The organism is Azospirillum oleiclasticum (assembly GCF_013423485.1).
GTDB lineage: Bacteria > Pseudomonadota > Alphaproteobacteria > Azospirillales > Azospirillaceae > Azospirillum > Azospirillum oleiclasticum.
In genome coordinates this window covers 665,714-682,768 of record NZ_JABFFR010000001.1, presented here as the reverse complement: position 1 = coordinate 682,768, position 17,055 = coordinate 665,714, and the positions used below count along the sequence as shown (strand labels likewise).

Sequence of the window (17,055 nt, the reverse complement as noted above, 5' to 3'; positions counted from 1 at the left end):
CCATTCGCTCCCGTATGCCACCGCCGGGCAGGCTTCCGGCCCGCACCGCCACGCGCTATCCTGGCTTTTTGGCCGCATGCCCCAAGGACACCATGACCCGCCCCCTGACCGACAGTTCGCCCGCGGCCCTTCTGCCCCATGTCCGCACCATCGCGCATGAGGCCGGTCAGGTGATCCTGCGCTTCTACAACGATCGCTGCGACGTATCCACCAAGGCCGACGGCAGCCCGGTCAGCCAGGCCGATCATGCCGCGGAGTCCGTGATCCTGCCGGCGCTGCGCCACCTGACGCCGGATCTGCCGATCGTGGCGGAGGAATCCTGCGCCACGCACGGCTTTCCGGAACTGTCCGGCCCGCGCTTCTGGCTGGTCGACCCGCTCGACGGCACCAAGGAGTTCATCAGTCGGAACGGGGAGTTCACGGTCAACATCGCGCTGATCGAGAACGGCGCACCGGTGCTGGGCGTGGTCTACGCCCCGGTCACCGGCGACCTCTACGCCGCCAGCGGTCCCGGCACCGCCGTCCACTGGCAGGAGGGGCGCCACGACCACGCCATCCGCACGCGCACCCCGCCCGAGGCCGGGTTGACGGTGGTCGCCAGCCGCAGCCATGGCTCGCCGGAACTCACCGACGCGTTCCTCGCGGGCTTTACCGTGGCCGAGCGCATCAGTTGCGGCAGCTCGTTGAAGTTCTGCGCGCTCGCCTGCGGCCGCGCCGACCTCTACCCGCGCTTCGGACCGACCATGGAGTGGGACACGGCCGCCGGCCACGCCGTGCTGTCCGCCGCCGGCGGCCGGGTGGAAACGCCGGAGGGGGCACCCCTGCTCTATGGCAAGGCGGATTTCCGCAACTCCTTCTTCATCGCCCATGCCCGCTGACACGGAATCCCACACGATGCCCGGAACGCTGAGCGCCGCGGCGGTGGCTGTGCTGACCACCGCCGCGCCGACCGACAAGGTGGCGTTGACCCGGCGCTTCGCCGCCGACTGGTCGGCGGGGCGGATCACGGCGCTGGGGGACACGGCACCACCCGACCGGCCGGCACGGCCGGAGCGACCGGAACTGCGGCTGCCCCGCGACATGCCCAAGCGCGGGCGCGGCGGCAGCGCGCAGAACCGCATCGCCCTGCTGCACGCGCTGGCCCACATCGAGCTGAACGCCATCGACCTCGCCTGGGACCTGTGCGCCCGCTTCGCCGGGGCCGCGCTGCCGCGCGGTTTCTTCGACGACTGGGTGCGCGTGGCCGACGACGAGGCGCGGCATTTCGACCTGCTGGAGCGGCGCATGAATGCGCTGGGAGCGGCCTATGGCGACCTGCCGGCCCATGACGGTCTCTGGCAGTCGGCGCAGGCCACCGCCCACGACCTCGCCGCCCGGCTGGCCGTGGTGCCGATGGTGCTGGAGGCGCGCGGGCTAGACGTGACGCCCGACACCGTCGCCCGCCTGCGCGGATTCGGCGACGCGGAGAGCGCCGGTATCCTGCGGCTCATCCACGACGACGAGATCGTCCATGTCGCCGCCGGCCGGCGCTGGTTCGAGCATGTCTGCGGCGAGCGCGGGGCCGAACCCGTTGCCCTGTGGCAAGAGCTCGTCCGCCGCTATTTCCGCGGGCAGGTGAAGCGGCCCTTCAACATCGACGGCCGCCTGCGCGCCGGCTTCGGTCCGGAATTCTATGAGCCTCTGGCGGCGGACTGACCCGCGGCGCTATCCTCCCGCGCGAGAGGTGCCCGCCCATGTCCACCTGTCCGCTCGCATTGATGCCGGGGCTGGCACGAAGTAGCGACGGAGTCCCTTCCTTGAACATCGTGCGCGGCTTCTGGCGGCTGTGGGCGGCGGCGTCCTTCGCCTGGATCGTGATCGCCGGCGGCCTGAACTGGATCACCATCCGGGAGGATGCGGCGGTGCTTCAGTCCAGGCTGGAGCGCGCCTTCCGCGAACCGGGAACGCCCACCATCGACACCCCCTTCGGCCGTTTCACCCCGAGTCCCGAGATGACCGACTTCATCCGCAGCGTTCAGCGGCTGGGCGAGGCGGAGGCGGAGCGCCGGATGGCCGAGCGCCAGTCTCTGGCGGCTTCGCGCCTGGGCGAGACGGCGGCGCTGGTGCTGGGTCCGCCGGTGGCGCTCGGCCTGCTGCTGTTCGGTGTCGGCTGGGTGGCGCGGGGGTTCCGGCCGGCGGGGCGCTGACACCCGCCTCTCGGCGGCCACCACCCCCGCGCCTTGCCGCGGCCAAGCCGGAGCCCCATAGTGTGGGGCGTCACCAAGCCCCCGCGCAAAGGCACATCATGGCCCAGCTTCACCACCTCCGCCCGCCGCCGCGCCGGCGGCAGCCTTTCCTGACCTGCAGCACGCTGGCGTGGCTCTGCCTGCTGGCCGGCGGGGTGGTGGCGTTCCTGGCGCTGCTGATGCCGGAGCTGCGCGGGCTGTCCACCCTGCTCGGGCTCGGCGTAGCCGTGGGCGGCTATCTCGCCCTCTACGACCGCTGCCGGGGCTGACCGGGCCGCCGCCCATACGGCTCCCCATACGGCTCCCCATACGGCTGGGGTATCCCGTTTTCGCATGGCCCCGAATTCCGGATGCGCCCGTTTCCGGAGCGCGTGACGTTACCGCCCTGGCGGTGTTGTCCGCTCCTCGGAACCCGCTTCGATGGGAAGACCGCCGTGTCCAGCGCCTTCAGCCGTCCCGCCCTTCCCGCCCCGATGGAAGGCGACGCCCTGCGTCTCCTTGAGGAGTCGATCCTCCCCGGCTATATCGCCGGCCGCCGCTGGTACGCCGCCAAGGACGCCGGCACCCCGCGCGTCCAGGTGCTGGATGCGATTCCGGTGGCGCTGCCCGACGGCGGGGCGCAGCTCTGCCTGCTGCGGGTGGAGCCGCCGGGGCGGACGCCCCAGCTCTATCTGCTGCCCCTGATCCTCGGTCGTCACGGCGATGGCGACGGCGCCGATGCCTTCCGCATCGCCGCGGCGGAGTCGGTGCCATGGGCCGGGCCACTGCGCGATGGCTTCGGCGACGACGGCTTCGTGCGCGCGCTGGTCGCCGGCATGCGCGACGGGCGCGACAGCCACGGCCTGAGCTTCGGGCACAGCTCCGCCTTCGCCGAGGTCGAGGCGGCGCTGGTGGACGATCCGCCGATCCGGCGCTCCTCGGCGGAGCAGTCCAACACCTCCATCCGCATCGGCGACACCGCCATCCTCAAGGGGTTCCGCAAGCTGGAGGCGGGCGTCCACCCGGAGCTGGAGGTCGGCCGCTTCCTGACCGAGGTCGCGCATTTCGCGGGCACGCCGCCGCTCCTCGGCTGGCTGGAGCACCGGACCGGCGAGGGGGAGCCGACCGCGCTGGCGGTGCTCCAGACGCAGATACCGGGCTGCGTGGACGGCTGGGCGCATGTCACCGGCCACCTTGTAGACCGTGTGGAGCGTTTCCGCGATGAGGACGCGGCCGGCGATCGGGCCTCGCTCGACCTGCTGCGCCGGCTGGGTGCCCGCACCGCGGAGTTGCACCGCGCCTTCGCCATCCCCTGCGACCAGGAAGCCTTCCGGCCGGAAACGGTGGACCGCGGGGTGCTCGACAGTTGGAAGGAGAGCGTGCGCGCTTTGGCCCGCCGCACGCTGGATTCGTTGGGATCCGCGGTCGATGGCCTGCCGGCCGACGTGGCCGCGCAGGCGCGATCGTTGCTCGCCTGCGAGCCGGCGATCCTGGCGCAGATCGACGCGCTGACCCCCACCGCCGCCGACATCCAGCGCACCCGCCTGCATGGCGACTTCCATCTGGGTCAGGTGCTGGTGGCCGACGGTGCGGTGTACATCATCGACTTCGAGGGCGAGCCCATGCGCCCGCTGGCCGAGCGGCGCGGCAAGCACTGCCCGCTTCGCGACGTGGCCGGCATGCTGCGCTCGGTCGCCTACGCAGCCGCCAGCGTCCGGCAGGCACACCCCGATCTCGACCCCGAACGGTCCTCCTGGCTTGCCTGGTGGGAAGGGGAAGCGGCCGGCGCCTTCCTCGACGGCTATCTGGGCGCCATCGCCGACTGCCCCTCCATCCCCGCCGATCCCCATGCGCGCACCGCGCTGCTGAAGCTTTTCCTGCTGGAGAAGGCGCTGTACGAGGTCGGGTACGAGCTGGCGAACCGGCCGGACTGGCTGGCGATCCCGGTGACCGGCGTGCTCGGCATCCTCGGCGCCGATGCCGGCGACGACGTGGCCGACCGCATGCCGGGGCGCATCGGCACCGCCGGGCCCGGCGCGGTCGCCACGGGCGAGGCGCGCGCCCACGACATGCCCTTCGGTGCGCAGGTGCTGCCCGACGGTGCCGTGCGCTTCCGTCTGTGGGCGCCGATGCATGACCGCATCGACCTGCGGCTGGAGGAGGACGGTGCGACGCTCGCCATGGAGAACCGCGGCGGCGGCTGGCATGAGCTGACCACCGCCCACGCCCAGGCCGGCAGCCGCTACCGCTTCGTGCTGCCCGACGGGCTGGCGGTGCCCGACCCCGCCTCGCGCTTCCAGCCTGAGGACGTGGCCGGCCCCAGCGAGGTCATCGACCCCACGCTGCACCGCTGGACCGACGGGGCCTGGACCGGCCGGCCGTGGCACGAGACGGTGCTGTACGAGCTGCATGTCGGCACCTTCACGCCCGAGGGGACGTTCCGCGCCGCCATCGACCGGCTGGATCATCTGGTCGATCTGGGCGTGACGGCCGTCGAGCTGCTTCCCATCGCCGATTTTCCCGGCCGCTGGAACTGGGGCTACGACGGTGTGCTGCCCTACGCGCCCGACAGCGCCTATGGCCGGCCCGATGATCTGCGGGCACTGGTGGAGGCGGCGCACGCCCGCGGGTTGATGGTGTTCCTCGATGTGGTCTACAACCACTTCGGACCGGAGGGGAACTACCTCAACGCCTACGCCGCCTCCGTCTTCACCGACCGCCACCACACCCCCTGGGGCTCGGCGATCAACATGGACGGGGCGGACAGCGGCCCGGTCCGCGATTTCTTCATCCACAACACACTCTATTGGATTGAGGAGTTCCATCTGGACGGCCTGCGCTTCGACGCGGTGCACGCCATCCTCGACGACAGCGACCGCCATTTCCTGGAGGAGCTGGGCTGGCGCGTGCGCGCGGTCGCCGGTGGGCGGCACGTGCATCTGGTGCTGGAGAACGACGCCAACCAGGCACGCTTCCTTACCCGCGACCGGCACGGGCTGCCGCGCTTCCACACCGCGCAGTGGAACGACGATTTGCACCACGCGCTGCACGCCGGGGCCAGTGGCGAGTCGGGCGGCTATTACACCGATTACGCCGGCGATGCCGCCAAGCTGGCGCGCTCGCTGGCGGAGGGCTTCGCCTACCAGGGTGACCCGTCGCCCTTCCGCAACGGCGAGCGGCGCGGCGAGCCGTCGGCCCACCTGCCGCCGACGGCCTTCGTGTCCTTCCTGCAGAACCATGACCAGATCGGCAACCGCGCCTTCGGGGAGCGGATCACCGCCTTCACCGACCCGGCGGCGGTGCGTGCGGCGGCGTGCCTCTACCTCCTCGGGCCACAGATCCCGATGCTGTTCATGGGGGAGGAATGGGCGTCAAAGCGCCCCTTCCCCTTCTTCTGCGACTTCCACGGGGAGCTTGCCGATGCCGTGCGCAACGGCCGGCGGGAGGAGTTCGCCTCCTTCCCCGAGTTCCAGGACCCGGAGGCGCGCGAGCGCATCCCCGATCCCATCGCCGCCTCAACGGTGGACTCGGCCAAGCTGGACTGGGACGCCCTGACGGACGCGGAGCACGCGGAGTGGCTGGACTGGTACAGCCGCGCTCTCGCGGTGCGGGCGCGGGAGATCGCGCCGCGGCTGGAGGGGGCGCCGGGCGGTGCCTCCCGCCACCATGTCGTCGGAACGGCCGGTGTCGTGGCCTGCTGGACCCTGGGTGACGGCAGCATCCTGCACCTGCACGCCAACCTGTCGGCCGAACCCGTCACCGGTTACGAGCAGGCCCCCGGCCGCATCCTCTGGACCGAGGGCGAAGGGCTGTCGGCCGGCACGCTTGCCCCCTGGAGCGTGCTGTGGTCGCTGGAGGAGGCTGGGCCGCTCGACCGTCTGGCGCGCCGTATGGGGATCGAGGCGGATTACATCAACGCCGCCGGCCAGACGGTGCGCACCCCCGCCGCCGTGACCTGCGCCCTGCTGACCGCCATGGCCGTCGATGCGGCGGATGGTGCGGCGGCGGAACGGTCCCTGTCGGCCATGGAGCGGCGGGATCTGGAACGGCCGCTGCCGCCGGTCGCCGTGCTGCGCGTGGACCAGCCGCCCTTCGGTGTCGCGCTCTCCCTGCCCGTCGGAACCGGTGCCGTCGCCTGGACCCTGACGGAGGAGGACGGTGGTGAACGGAGTGGCGAGATGGACTTCGCCGCCCTTCCCCTGCTCCGCCGTGCCACGCTCGACGGCGCGGCCGTGGAGGTGCGCCGGCTCGACCTTGGCGACGCACCGGCGGAGGGGTACCACCGGCTGCGGATCGACGCCGGAGGAACAACGGCGGAGTGCCCGGTGATCGCCGTTCCCGACCGCTGCCACCTGCCGGCCCCGCTGGCGATGGGGGAACGGATCTGGGGCTTGGCGGCCCAGCTCTACGCGGTGCGCAGCGCGACCGACTGGGGCATCGGCGATTTCGGCGACCTGGCCAGCCTTGCGGAGGTCGCCGCGGGGCATGGAGCGTCGGTCATCGGGCTGAACCCGCTGCACACGCTGTTCCTCGACCACCCGGACCAAGCCAGCCCCTACTCCCCCCTCAGCCGTCTGTTCCTCAACCCGCTCTACATCGATGTCACCGCGATACCGGAGCTGCCGGACTGCGCGGCGGTGCTGGAGCGGCTGGCCGACGACGCCTTCCGCCGCGCGCTCGAGACCGCTCGCGCCGCGACCCATGTGGACTACGCCGCGGTGGCGCGCCTGAAGCTGCCGCTTCTGGAGCGCCTGTTCGGGACATTCCGGCACTCGGCCACCGAAGTGCGTCGTTCCGCCTTCGCAATGTTCCGGCACCGTATGGGTCATTCGCTGGAGCGGCTGTGCCTGTTCCAGGCTCTGCGCGAACTGCATGGCCCCGATTGGCGCAACTGGCCGGAGGGGCTGCGCAGCCCCGACGGTGCGGACGCTGCCGCCTTCCGGCAGGAGAAAGCCGAGCGGATCGATTTCTTCGCGTGGCTGCAATGGGTGGCCGACGAGCAGCTCGGCGCCGCGGCGGAGCGGGCGGAGCAGCGCGGCATGGCTGTCGGCTTCTACCGCGATCTGGCGGTTGGCGCTGATAGTTCCGGTGCCGAAACATGGTCGGCGCCGGACGTCGTGGTGTCCGGCGCCCAGGTCGGCGCACCGCCCGACCTGTTCAACCCGGCCGGCCAGGACTGGGGCCTGCCGCCCCTGAACCCGGAGGCGTTGCGCGAGGCCGCCTACGCCCCCTTCATCGAGCTGGTGCGCGCCAACATGCGGCACGCCGGTGCCATCCGCATCGACCACGCCATGGCGCTCCAGCATGTCTACTGGATCCCGCGGGGTCGCCCGGCGAGCGAGGGTGCCTATGTCGGCTATCCCATGGAGGATCTGATCGGCATCCTGGCCCTGGAAAGCCGGCGCAACCGTTGCCTCGTGGTGGGCGAGGATCTGGGCACGGTGCCACCCGGCTTCCGTGAGCGGATGGCCGAGGCGGCGATCCTCAGCTACCGGGTCGTGTTCTTCGAATGGACGGCGGACGGCGGCTTCATCGGCCCGGAGGACTATCCCGCTCCCGCGCTGGCGACCGTCGGCAGCCATGACCTCGCCACGCTGCACGGCTGGTGGGAGGGGCACGACCTGCACCTCAAGCAGGAGCACGGGCTCTACCCGGCCAAGGGCGAGTACGGTCGGCAGCGCGAGCGCCGCGATGCGGAGAAGGAGCGGCTGGTCGAGGCCCTGCGCAACGCCGGCCTGCCATTGCCCGCGGGATTCGGTGCCGACTCCCCCTACGGCCCGGCGCTCGCCTTCGCGATGCACGCCTTTCTGGCGCGCACCGAGTCGGCGGTCGCCATGGTCCAGCTCGACGAGCTGACGGACGAGGTGGCGCAGGTCAACCTGCCCGGCACCGTGGACCAGTATCCCAACTGGCGCCGCAAGCTGTCGCAACCACTGGAGGCCTTGGCGGACGATGAGCGCGCGAGCGCCATCGCCTGCATCATGGCCGCGGCGCGACCGGCACCGCGTCGGACATCCTGACCGCGACCAGCCCGTCGCGCACCACATCCGCCAGCCGGCCGACGATGCGCAACGCATCGCACAGCCGGCGGCGGGTGGCGCGGTCGAGACGGGTCGGGTCGATGCGCGGGCTGGGCACCACACCGACCCGCGCGTCGGCGACCTGCTGGTCGAGCACCAACCGGGCGGCCATGGCGTAGAGACCCTGGAGGTCGGCGCGGTCGCCCTCCGCCAGCACGCCCAGACAGGCAAGCCGTTCCAGCCGCGCCATGGTGCCGGTGGCCGTCACGCCGTGACGCAGCGCCAGCACCCGCGCCGCCGCGGCCACCGGCCAAAGCGCGCCGAGCTTCAGGTCAACCCGCCCTTCCTCCGTCCGCAGCCGGCCCAGGATGGTCAGCGGCGGGCTGGCGGCATCGAGCTGGGCCCCCAGATTCTTCAGGAATCCCACGTCCCGCGCATGGGTGAGCGCGTCGCGTCGCAGCGATTCCGCAAAGTCCCGGTCGCCGTGCACCGGGTGCAGGTCGAAAAAGACATCCACCTCCAGCAAATCCTGGGGCCTGGCCGCATTGACCCAATGCTCCACGATCCCGCGCCACCCCGCCGCGGAATGGCGCCACGCCGGGTTGGACGCCATAACTCCGCCACGGCAGCGCGGCACGCCGCCCGCGTCCAGCAGGGCGACCATCCGCTCCGCCATGTCCGCGTACCAGGCATCGTCGGCATCGTCGCCGGCGTGGATCAGGGCGTTGTCCTGATCGAAGGCCAGCAGAGTCTCGCCCCGCCCGGCGGACCCGAGGACCAGCACGCACCATGGCGCCGGAGCCGGGCCGCGGGCCGCGGTGACCTCCCGTTCCGCCAATTCGGCGGCGCGGGCGGTCATGTCGCGCAGCAGTTCGGCGATCACCGCGGCGGTGTCGAGCGCCGGGACCCCCTCGGCTGCCAGGGCGGCGGCGAGGTCGGGCAGGCGGTTGCGCACCGCGGCGATGCCGGCGGCGTCCTCCGCCACCTGGATGCGGTCGCCGAGCGCCAGTGCCTCCCCCGCCCGCTGGCGCAGGAAACTGCGGGCGGTGACGATGCCGACCGGGCGACCGCGCCCGTCCGTCACCGCCAGATGCCGCACCCCCAGCCGGTCCATCCGGCCGAGCGCCTGATAGACGAAGCGGTCACCCGGCAGTCCCTGAACGGGACCACTCATGAACGCCGACAAGGGCTCCGCCAGCGCCGCGGCACCCCGGCGGGCGACGGCGCGCAACACGTCGCGTTCGGTGACGATGCCGGCAACCGCACCGGACACGGGGTCGGTCACCAGTAAGGAACTGATCGCCAGCCGGTCCATCAGTCCGGCGGCCTCCCCCAAGGACTGGTCACCGGGGGCGGTGACGACGGGAGCGGTCATCACCTCCGCAAGGCGATGGCGGTAGGGATAGGCGTCGATTCGCGCGAGCACCGGCATCTGCATGCGATCCTCCCCTCCAGGCGGTCAATCACCTTCGGCCGCGCGGGCGGCGGCGTGGGTGTCCACACCCTGCTCCACCAAGCGCCCGATCACGGTCGACGCCAGCTCCGCCAGCCGATAGGCGGGCGCGAAGGCGCCGTGCCGCCGGTCCTCCGGAATTCCGAGTGCGTCGGCCAGGGCGTCGGCGCCAAGGCCGGCCAGGGCCGGATCGACCGCCGCGGCGAGTCGTCCGACATCCAGAGCCGGCGGCGGCTCCCAGGCTTCCAGCCCCGCCAACTCCGCCTCCCGCGCCAGCGCCGCGACGGTGTCGGTCGCCGCCACAGCAACAACGACGGTGCCACGCAGCGCCTGCTGGATGACCGGCCACGCACCGGCAAATCCACGAGCACCCGGAGCCACCGCGGCGGAGCCTTCGGCGAGGACCGGTTCGCCAGGATCGATGGACAGTTCCAGCGATACGGTCGGGAACACGCGCAGCCCCGACAGCCGGACGGTTCCCACCGAGACGACCCGCTCGCCCCCCGCTGCGGTCGACGCCGTGGCCACCCAGAGGGCGGTCATCGGCAAGGTGACCAGCGGCTCGTCATCACCGGTGTGCGCCTGCACACCACGTCCGGCCGGCCCCGCCAGCGCGCGCGCGTCGACCGTTCCGGTCTGGAAAAGAACCAGCGCGCCGTTGTGCAGGCCAAGATCGGCAACGCGCGCCGTCACCTCCGCACCGTCGCCACGCCGCAGCGTCGCCACCACCGCCTCCCCGCTTTCCCGTGCCCGTTCGATGGCGCGGAACAGCTCCGGCCGGTGCAGAAGGTCGTACACATTGCGCCCCGGCTCCGCCCCGGTGCCCAGGATGCGGGCAGCGGGGCCGTTGATGGTGGCGATGCGCCCGGTCTCGGCCAGCACCAGGACCGGCTCCGCAAGCAGCGCCGCCACAGCGGCGAGATTGCCACCGCCGGCACCGCCGCTGCGCCGCTCGCGCCGGAGAAGGTCGGCGACGGCGCGCCCGATGGCACCCAACTCGTCGGTTCGTCCCTGCTCCCACTCCTCAAGGCGTTCATTTCGGTGGCGGATCGTTCCGATCGCGTCACGAAGCCGGCCGAGGTCCCGGACGTGGCGGGAGAGGCGGGCGAACACCACCCACAAAGCGATGACGCCGACGGCGAGCGCCCCCATATCCAGCGCGTAGGCCAGCGGATCGTCGCCAACCAGGCGCGCCGCCTCCAGCCCCAGCCACGCCAAGGCGGCACCCGCCCCCGCCAGCCCCAGCATCACCCCGATCCACATGCCGCCCGCCATGGGCGCGCCCCCGCCTGCCGCACATCCGCAGTGATCTTAACGCCCGGCGGGTCCGGATAGAAGGCAGCTAACCCGCCAGCCCGGTCCTGCGATCGGACAGCAGGTCGGCGGCCGTCGCGGCGGCGTCCACCTCGATCAGCATCGCGTCCCACGCCGAGACGATGTGGAAGCGGACGGCGCCGACGATCGCCTCCCGATCGGTGCGCCGATGGTTCTCGTGGATCGGCAGGGTCGCCAGCACCCGCCGGGCGGCGGCGCGCGCAACCTCCGCCGGGGGGCGGGGCGGATGACCGGCGGTTTCGGCCAGCCGCGACGCGATCGCGACCGTCACATCGTCCCACCCCTCCGGCCGGTGGGCCGGCGGGGGCTCGGCCGCGAGGATCGCCCGCCCGACCCCCGCCAGCCGCTCCGCCAGCACGGTCTCGTGCCCGGCGACATGCGGAGCGAGGTGGGTATGGGCGAGCACCAGCAGATCGGAAAGGACCGCCGCGAAACTCTCCCACCGACAGGCGGTGAGCGCGTCGCGGAAGCTCGCCTCGGCAAACAGCGCGTCCCGGTTCAGCCCGGCCTTGACCTCGCAATAATCCGTCACCGCCTTCTGCGCGGCAAAGGCCGCCCGGCGGGACAGGAACGTGCGCAGATCGTCCACGGTCGCCGCGCGCGGTGCGGAGGTCCACAGTGATTTCAGGGCGCTCAACACCGATCCATCCCCCTTCGCTCTCTTCACAAGCGATGCGTGCGAGTTCTTGCACCCAGCTTAGCAGAATGATATTTATTGAGAACCTAAACAATCAACCGCACGAGCGGTAAGGAAATTGGAGCATCGGACCAACCGATGCCCGAAAAGGAGTCCGGCGCTCGCTCCGGCACGGCAATGCCGCGCCGTCTGCAACTGTGTGAGGCAAGACTGCGATCATTGGGAGGTCATCATGAAAAATGCCGAAATCACACCCGAGAAGGCACAAGCCTATTGGGCCAAGACCTCGGCGCTGATGTGGACGATGCTGGGTATCTGGTTTGCCTTCAGCTTCCTGGTCCACGTATTCGCGCCGTCGCTGAACACCATACACGTCCTCGGCTTCCCCCTTGGTTTCTACATGGCGGCCCAGGGTTCCCTCATCGTCTTCGTCGTCGCGCTGTTCTGGTTTGCCCGCAAGCAGAACCAGATCGACGAGGATTTCGACGTCGCCGAAGAATGAAGGGGAAACGGATATGTCCGAGAAAGGCGATTTCATCAACAATCTTGGCAAGATCTACGGCATCTACACCGGCGGTTTCGCCACCTTCGTGGTGCTGCTGGCCATCCTCGAGCAGATGGGTGTGCCGAACCGCATCATCGGCTATCTCTTCGTCTTCCTGACGATCGGCGTCTACGCCTACATCGGCATCATTTCGCGGACGGCGCAGCTTTCCGAATATTATGTGGCCGGGCGACGCGTGCCAGCGCTGTACAACGGCATGGCCACCGGTTCGGACTGGATGAGCGCCGCGTCCTTCATCGGTATGGCCGGCTCGCTCTACGCGCTGGGTTACGACGGTCTGGCCTTCGTGCTCGGCTGGACCGGCGGCTATGTGCTGGTGGCGATCCTGCTGGCGCCCTACCTGCGCAAGTTCGGTCAGTACACGGTGCCGGACTTCCTGGGCGCGCGCTACGGCGGCAACTTCCCGCGGTTGCTGGGCGTCGTCGTGCTGATCACCGCATCCTTCGTCTATGTGGTGGCGCAGATCGTCGGCGTCGGCATCATCGCGTCGCGCTTCCTCGGCATCTCCTTCGAGATCGCGGTGTTCGTGGGTCTGGCCGGCATCCTCGTCTGCTCCATGCTGGGCGGCATGCGGGCGGTGACCTGGACGCAGGTGGCGCAGTACATCATCCTGATCATCGCCTATCTGATTCCGGTGGTCATGCTCTCGGCCAAGGTCACGGGCGTTCCCATCCCGCAGATCATGTATGGCCAAGCACTGGAAAAAATCCAGGTCCTGGAGCAGCAGCTCGGCATCGCCAAGGGCCACGCCACCGCCTTCGCCGACGCCAGGGGCAATTTCTCCTGGAACTCGGCGGTAAACTACTTCGCCTTGATCTTCTGCCTGATGATCGGCACGGCCTCGCTACCGCACATCCTCATGCGCTACTTCACGACCCCGTCGGTGCGCGACGCGCGCCAGTCGGTGGCCTGGAGCCTGTTCTTCATCTTCCTGCTGTATTTCACGGCCCCGGCCTACGCCGCCTTTGCCAAGCTGGAGGTCTACCAGAACGTCATCGGCCAATCGATCGCCACCCTGCCGGCCTGGGTCCAGGCCTGGGGCCAGATCGGCCTCGTCACCATCAAGGACCTCAACACCGACGGCATCCTGCAGCTCGCCGAGTTCAGCATCCATCCCGACGCCATCGTGCTGGCCACACCGGAGATCGCCGGCCTGCCCTATGTGATCGCCGGGCTGGTGGCGGCGGGTGGTCTCGCCGCGGCGCTGTCCACCGCGGACGGGCTGCTGCTCGCCATCGCCAACGCCCTCAGCCACGACGTCTACTTCCGCATGATCAATCAGAAGGCGGACACCAAGCGGCGCCTGGTCACCGCCCGCGTGCTTCTGATCGGCGTGGCATTGATCGCCGCCTGGGTCGCCAGCACCATCGGCGGCAACATCCTGTTCCTCGTGGCGTGGGCCTTCTCCATTGCCGCGGCGGGTCTCTTCGCCCCGCTGGTCATGGGTGTCTGGTACAAGCGGACGAGCAACGCCGGTGCCTGCGCCGGCATGATCGTGGGCTTCAGCGTGACCATGGGCTACCTGATCTGGACGGAGTTCTGGGGCCCCGGCTTCGCCTCCTTCTGGAACGGCCTGCTGGGCGACGGCAGCGCGGACATCGTGAAGGCACGCGGCCGCGACGTTGCGCGGCTGTGGGGGATCAACAACATCTCCGGCGGCATCTTCGGTGTCCCGCTGGCTTTCCTGGTGACCTATGTGGTGAGCCAGTTCACCCGCCAGCCGTCGCAGGCGATGCAGGACTTCATCGACTCCATCCGCGTTCCCCGCGGGTCGGTGAAGCTGGCCGACGCGCACGCCAAGACTGACTGAGGCGCGGCAATGCGCTAGACAGAGGCGGGGTTGCGAAGGCGGCCCCGCCCTTTTCCTGGCCGAATTCCTGGCCGACGCCGGACCCGACCATGCAGCAACCCGATTTCCTTCTCGGCCACCTTCCCTTCTGGATCGTCACCTACGCCTTGTCGGTGGTGGCGTGGAGTTGCGTCGGACGGTGGCTGCTGTCCATCTTCGTGCCGCCCGACTCGCCCAATTACATCTGGCGGGCCTTCCGGACCTTGACGGATTGGGCGGTGGCGGCGGTCGCCGTGATCACGCCTCGGGCGGTGCCCGGCGCCCTGCTGGTCCCGGTCACTGCGCTGTGGGTCTTCCTGATTCGCGGCGTGGTGTCGGTGGCGATGTTTGCTGCCGGTATGGTGCCGACCGTGGCCCCCGTCGCGGGCGGGGTCGGCTGACATGACGCCGCGCGGACTGTTCGCCGCCCTTGGGCTTGTGTGCCTGCTCAACGGGCTGTTCTCGCCCGCGGTGTGGCTGATGTGGCAGACGGCGCCCCTGTGGATGCCGGACTTTCTGTTGGTGGTTCCGGGCATGCTGTTCTTCGTCAGCCCGCTGGTGCTGGCGTTGCTGACGATGCTGGTGAGCGGCGTGCCCGCCGCCCTCTACGAGCGGGCGACGGGAGCCGCGGATACCGGGATGCGGAGCCTGTCCATCTGGCTCGGCACGGCGGTGCTGTTGAGTCTGCCGGCGGCCTGGACACTCGCCGGCATCCTGTGAGACGGATTGCCCATCGGGGTTGTTGCGGTTGCTGACCGGAGAACGAGCGGGAGGCGGTCGAGAGCATGCAGGAGATCGAGGCGCGCGCCGAGGAGACGGTCCGCCGGGCCTGCGGATTCGCGGCGTTCGGCATTTTTTCGATGATGATCGGGTTGAGCTTCGACCCGGCGATGGCAACCCAGGCCGGGGCCATCCTGTCGTCGCTGATGGTGGCCGTCCTGTTCCTCAAGGCCTGGGAGGCCCCGCACCGCCCCTACCGCCGGACCGAACTCTGGACCATCCTCGATGAACGGCACCGGCCGCCGCCCGGGCTGGCGCAGCGCATCCTGATGAGGACGCTGCAGGAAACCTACCTGCGATACGCGCGCGCCGTTGGCGTTCTCGCCGGTGGCCTGTGGGTGCTCAGCCTGATCCTGTCGCTGGCACTGTAGAGCTCGGGGATCATCTTCCGATCCGTCGCCCGGCAAAGCCTACGGCACCTCCATGTCTGTAACCATTTGGATTTTCCGAGAAATCATCGACAATCCAAAATGATTTTCGACGAATTCGGGCGGATTGCACGTTTTGTCACAAGGCCGCGCCGTTTATGAAACCCTCCTTTAATATTTGTGGAGATAATTGAATCCATCCACAGCGACGCAATAAGAGAGCACCGCGATGGTGATGTTGTACCAGCCCGCTCCCATGGTCACGCGTGATCCGCCGCGGTCCGGCCGGCTCGCCGGTCGGCTGGTGGCCGGTGCGGTGCTGATCGCGGTGGCGATGGCCGGTGCCTTCGCTTTCGACACACTGCGCAGCAGCATCGTCCGGGCCAAGCTGGCGCACGCGGTGGACTCCGCCGCGCTAGCCGGTGGTCGCGTCCTCTTCGACGAGCAGCGCGACGCCCACATGCGCCGCTTCTTCGAGGCGGCCTTCCCCGCCGGTTATCTCGGCGCCCGGCCAGGTCCGCTGTCGATTTCCGCCGATCCCCCCAACGGCCTGCTGACGGTCAGCGCGCGGGCGAGCATCCGCAGCCTGTTCCAGCGCATCTTCGACCGCGGCGAGATCGTGGTGCAGGCCGACTCGGTTGTGCGTCGCCAGGGGCGTGGCGCCGACCTCGTGCTCGCCCGTCGCGGCGAGCTGTGACGCAGCCGGTCACACCGGAACGCCCAGCACCGTCTCCTCGACCAGCCAGTCCACCACACGGTGCAGCGCCTCCCACCCGTCGGCCCCGGCTTCCAGCGAGTCGCGGTGGATCGCGACCTGACGGTGGGCGCTGGTGCCGCGGGCAAGGATCTCCCGCACCCGCGTCACCTCCTCCACACAGCCGAAATGCTCCGCGTCCTCGGCCGTGAGGTCCAGGATCTCCTCCAGCAGATCCGCGCAGGGCACGACGACCCCGCGCCCGAAATCCACCAGCCCGCTGTCCAGCCCGTAGCGCTGCGCCCGCCAGCGGTTTTCCTCGATCAGCAGGTTGCGGTAGGGCCGCCACGCGATGTTTCGGATGCGCAACCGCCACAGCATGCGCAGCAAACAGCGGAACAGCGCCGCCACGGTGATGGCGTCGTCCAGCCGCGTGCAGATGTCGGTGATCCGCATCTCCAGCGTGGGGAACCGCTGGGACGGGCGGATGTCCCACCACAGTTTGCTGGCATCCTCGATGATCCCGGCGCGCACGAGGATGTCCACATGCTGCTGGTACTCACCGAAGCTCTGGAAGGCGTCGGGCATGCCGGTGCGCGGCAACTCGTGCCACACGGACAGGCGGTAGCTCTTGCGCTCCATGTCGCGCCCCCGCCAGAAGGGCGAGGACGTCGTGAGCGCCAGCAGATGCGGCAGGAAGTAGCGGACCTGGTTCATCAGGTCGATGCGCAGATCGTCGTCCTCGATCCCCACATGCACGTGCATGCCGCAGATCATCAGCCGGCGCGCCGGCGCCCCCAGGTCGCGCGCCAGCATGTTGTAGCGATCGCGGTTGGTGTGGCGCTGCGGTTCCCACGCCGCGAAGGGATGTGTGGAGGCGGCGATCGGCGCCAGCCCGTAATCCCTGGCCACCCCTGCCACGGTGCCGCGCAGGCGCGCCAGCTCGTCGCGCGCCTCGGCCAGCGTGGCGCACACGCGGGTGCCCACCTCGATCTGGCAGCGCAGGAACTCCGGGTGGATCTGGCCGGGGGCGCGGGTCTGGCAGGTCTCCAGCATGGCGTCGGGCGGATCGCGCACGATGTCGCGCGTGTTCCGGTCGACCAGCAGATATTCTTCCTCGATGCCCAGCGTGAAGGATGGTTCCATGGTGTCCGTCCGGGATGGCGCGGGC

15 protein-coding genes are annotated in these 17,055 nt (G+C 70.1%); 11 read left to right on the top strand and 4 right to left on the bottom strand.

The features are described from left to right. Nucleotides 1-92 precede the first annotated feature (92 nt). The 5 genes from cysQ (at nt 93) to treZ (ending at nt 8,224) form a co-directional block, all read left to right on the top strand. Nucleotides 93-878, top strand: a complete 786-nt coding sequence (cysQ, locus tag HL658_RS03270) for a 3'(2'),5'-bisphosphate nucleotidase CysQ (RefSeq protein ID WP_246337254.1) — start codon at nt 93-95, stop codon at nt 876-878. Between the two features lie 16 nt (nt 879-894). After that, the gene (locus HL658_RS03265; RefSeq protein ID WP_180280437.1) at nt 895-1,695 is read left to right on the top strand and encodes a ferritin-like domain-containing protein; all 801 of its coding nucleotides are present in this window, start codon (nt 895-897) and stop codon (nt 1,693-1,695) included. A gap of 101 nt (nt 1,696-1,796) precedes the next feature. Then, complete coding sequence (locus HL658_RS03260) at nt 1,797-2,186, top strand: hypothetical protein (RefSeq protein ID WP_180280436.1); 390 nt, start codon at nt 1,797-1,799, stop codon at nt 2,184-2,186. A gap of 98 nt (nt 2,187-2,284) precedes the next feature. Next, nucleotides 2,285-2,494 (top strand): hypothetical protein, encoded by a 210-nt coding sequence (locus tag HL658_RS03255; protein ID WP_180280435.1) that lies wholly within the window; start codon nt 2,285-2,287, stop codon nt 2,492-2,494. A 165-nt stretch (nt 2,495-2,659) separates the two neighbouring features. Next, complete coding sequence (gene treZ / locus HL658_RS03250; protein ID WP_343054988.1) at nt 2,660-8,224, top strand: malto-oligosyltrehalose trehalohydrolase; 5,565 nt, start codon at nt 2,660-2,662, stop codon at nt 8,222-8,224. Here treZ and HL658_RS03245 read toward each other — a convergent pair. From HL658_RS03245 to HL658_RS03235, 3 genes are all read right to left on the bottom strand, one after another. Further along, entirely contained in the window at nt 8,184-9,662 is a 1,479-nt protein-coding gene (locus HL658_RS03245; RefSeq protein ID WP_180280434.1) for a DUF294 nucleotidyltransferase-like domain-containing protein, read from the bottom strand. The two genes, treZ and HL658_RS03245, sit on opposite strands and share 41 nt — an antisense overlap. Before the next feature lie 21 nt (nt 9,663-9,683). Next, nucleotides 9,684-10,952, bottom strand: a complete 1,269-nt coding sequence (locus tag HL658_RS03240; protein WP_180280433.1) for a PAS domain-containing protein — start codon at nt 10,950-10,952, stop codon at nt 9,684-9,686. A 67-nt stretch (nt 10,953-11,019) separates the two neighbouring features. Further along, entirely contained in the window at nt 11,020-11,649 is a 630-nt protein-coding gene (locus HL658_RS03235; RefSeq protein WP_180280432.1) for a hypothetical protein, read from the bottom strand. Between the two features lie 232 nt (nt 11,650-11,881). Here HL658_RS03235 and HL658_RS03230 point away from each other — a divergent pair, with 232 nt between their 5' ends. The 6 genes from HL658_RS03230 (at nt 11,882) to HL658_RS03205 (ending at nt 15,887) form a co-directional block, all read left to right on the top strand. Beyond that, a complete protein-coding gene (locus tag HL658_RS03230) occupies nt 11,882-12,151 on the top strand; it encodes a DUF4212 domain-containing protein (protein WP_180280431.1) in 270 nt (89 codons plus the stop codon). A gap of 13 nt (nt 12,152-12,164) precedes the next feature. Beyond that, nucleotides 12,165-14,024: a sodium:solute symporter family protein gene (locus HL658_RS03225; protein WP_180280430.1), complete on the top strand. Its 1,860-nt coding sequence runs from the start codon at nt 12,165-12,167 to the stop codon at nt 14,022-14,024. 89 nt (nt 14,025-14,113) lie between these two features. Further along, nucleotides 14,114-14,443 carry a hypothetical protein gene (locus HL658_RS03220; RefSeq protein WP_180280429.1) on the top strand — a complete coding sequence of 110 codons (330 nt, stop codon included), beginning with the start codon at nt 14,114-14,116 and terminating at the stop codon, nt 14,441-14,443. 1 nt (nt 14,444) lies between these two features. Then, entirely contained in the window at nt 14,445-14,762 is a 318-nt protein-coding gene (locus HL658_RS03215) for a hypothetical protein (RefSeq protein WP_180280428.1), read from the top strand. 65 nt (nt 14,763-14,827) lie between these two features. Beyond that, a complete protein-coding gene (locus HL658_RS03210) occupies nt 14,828-15,193 on the top strand; it encodes a hypothetical protein (RefSeq protein WP_180280427.1) in 366 nt (121 codons plus the stop codon). Between the two features lie 226 nt (nt 15,194-15,419). After that, complete coding sequence (locus HL658_RS03205) at nt 15,420-15,887, top strand: pilus assembly protein TadG-related protein (RefSeq protein WP_180280426.1); 468 nt, start codon at nt 15,420-15,422, stop codon at nt 15,885-15,887. Nucleotides 15,888-15,896: 9 nt separating this feature from the next. Here the strand turns inward: HL658_RS03205 and HL658_RS03200 are convergent, their stop codons facing one another. Next, entirely contained in the window at nt 15,897-17,030 is a 1,134-nt protein-coding gene (locus HL658_RS03200) for a carboxylate-amine ligase (RefSeq protein ID WP_180280425.1), read from the bottom strand. Nucleotides 17,031-17,055 lie beyond the last annotated feature (25 nt).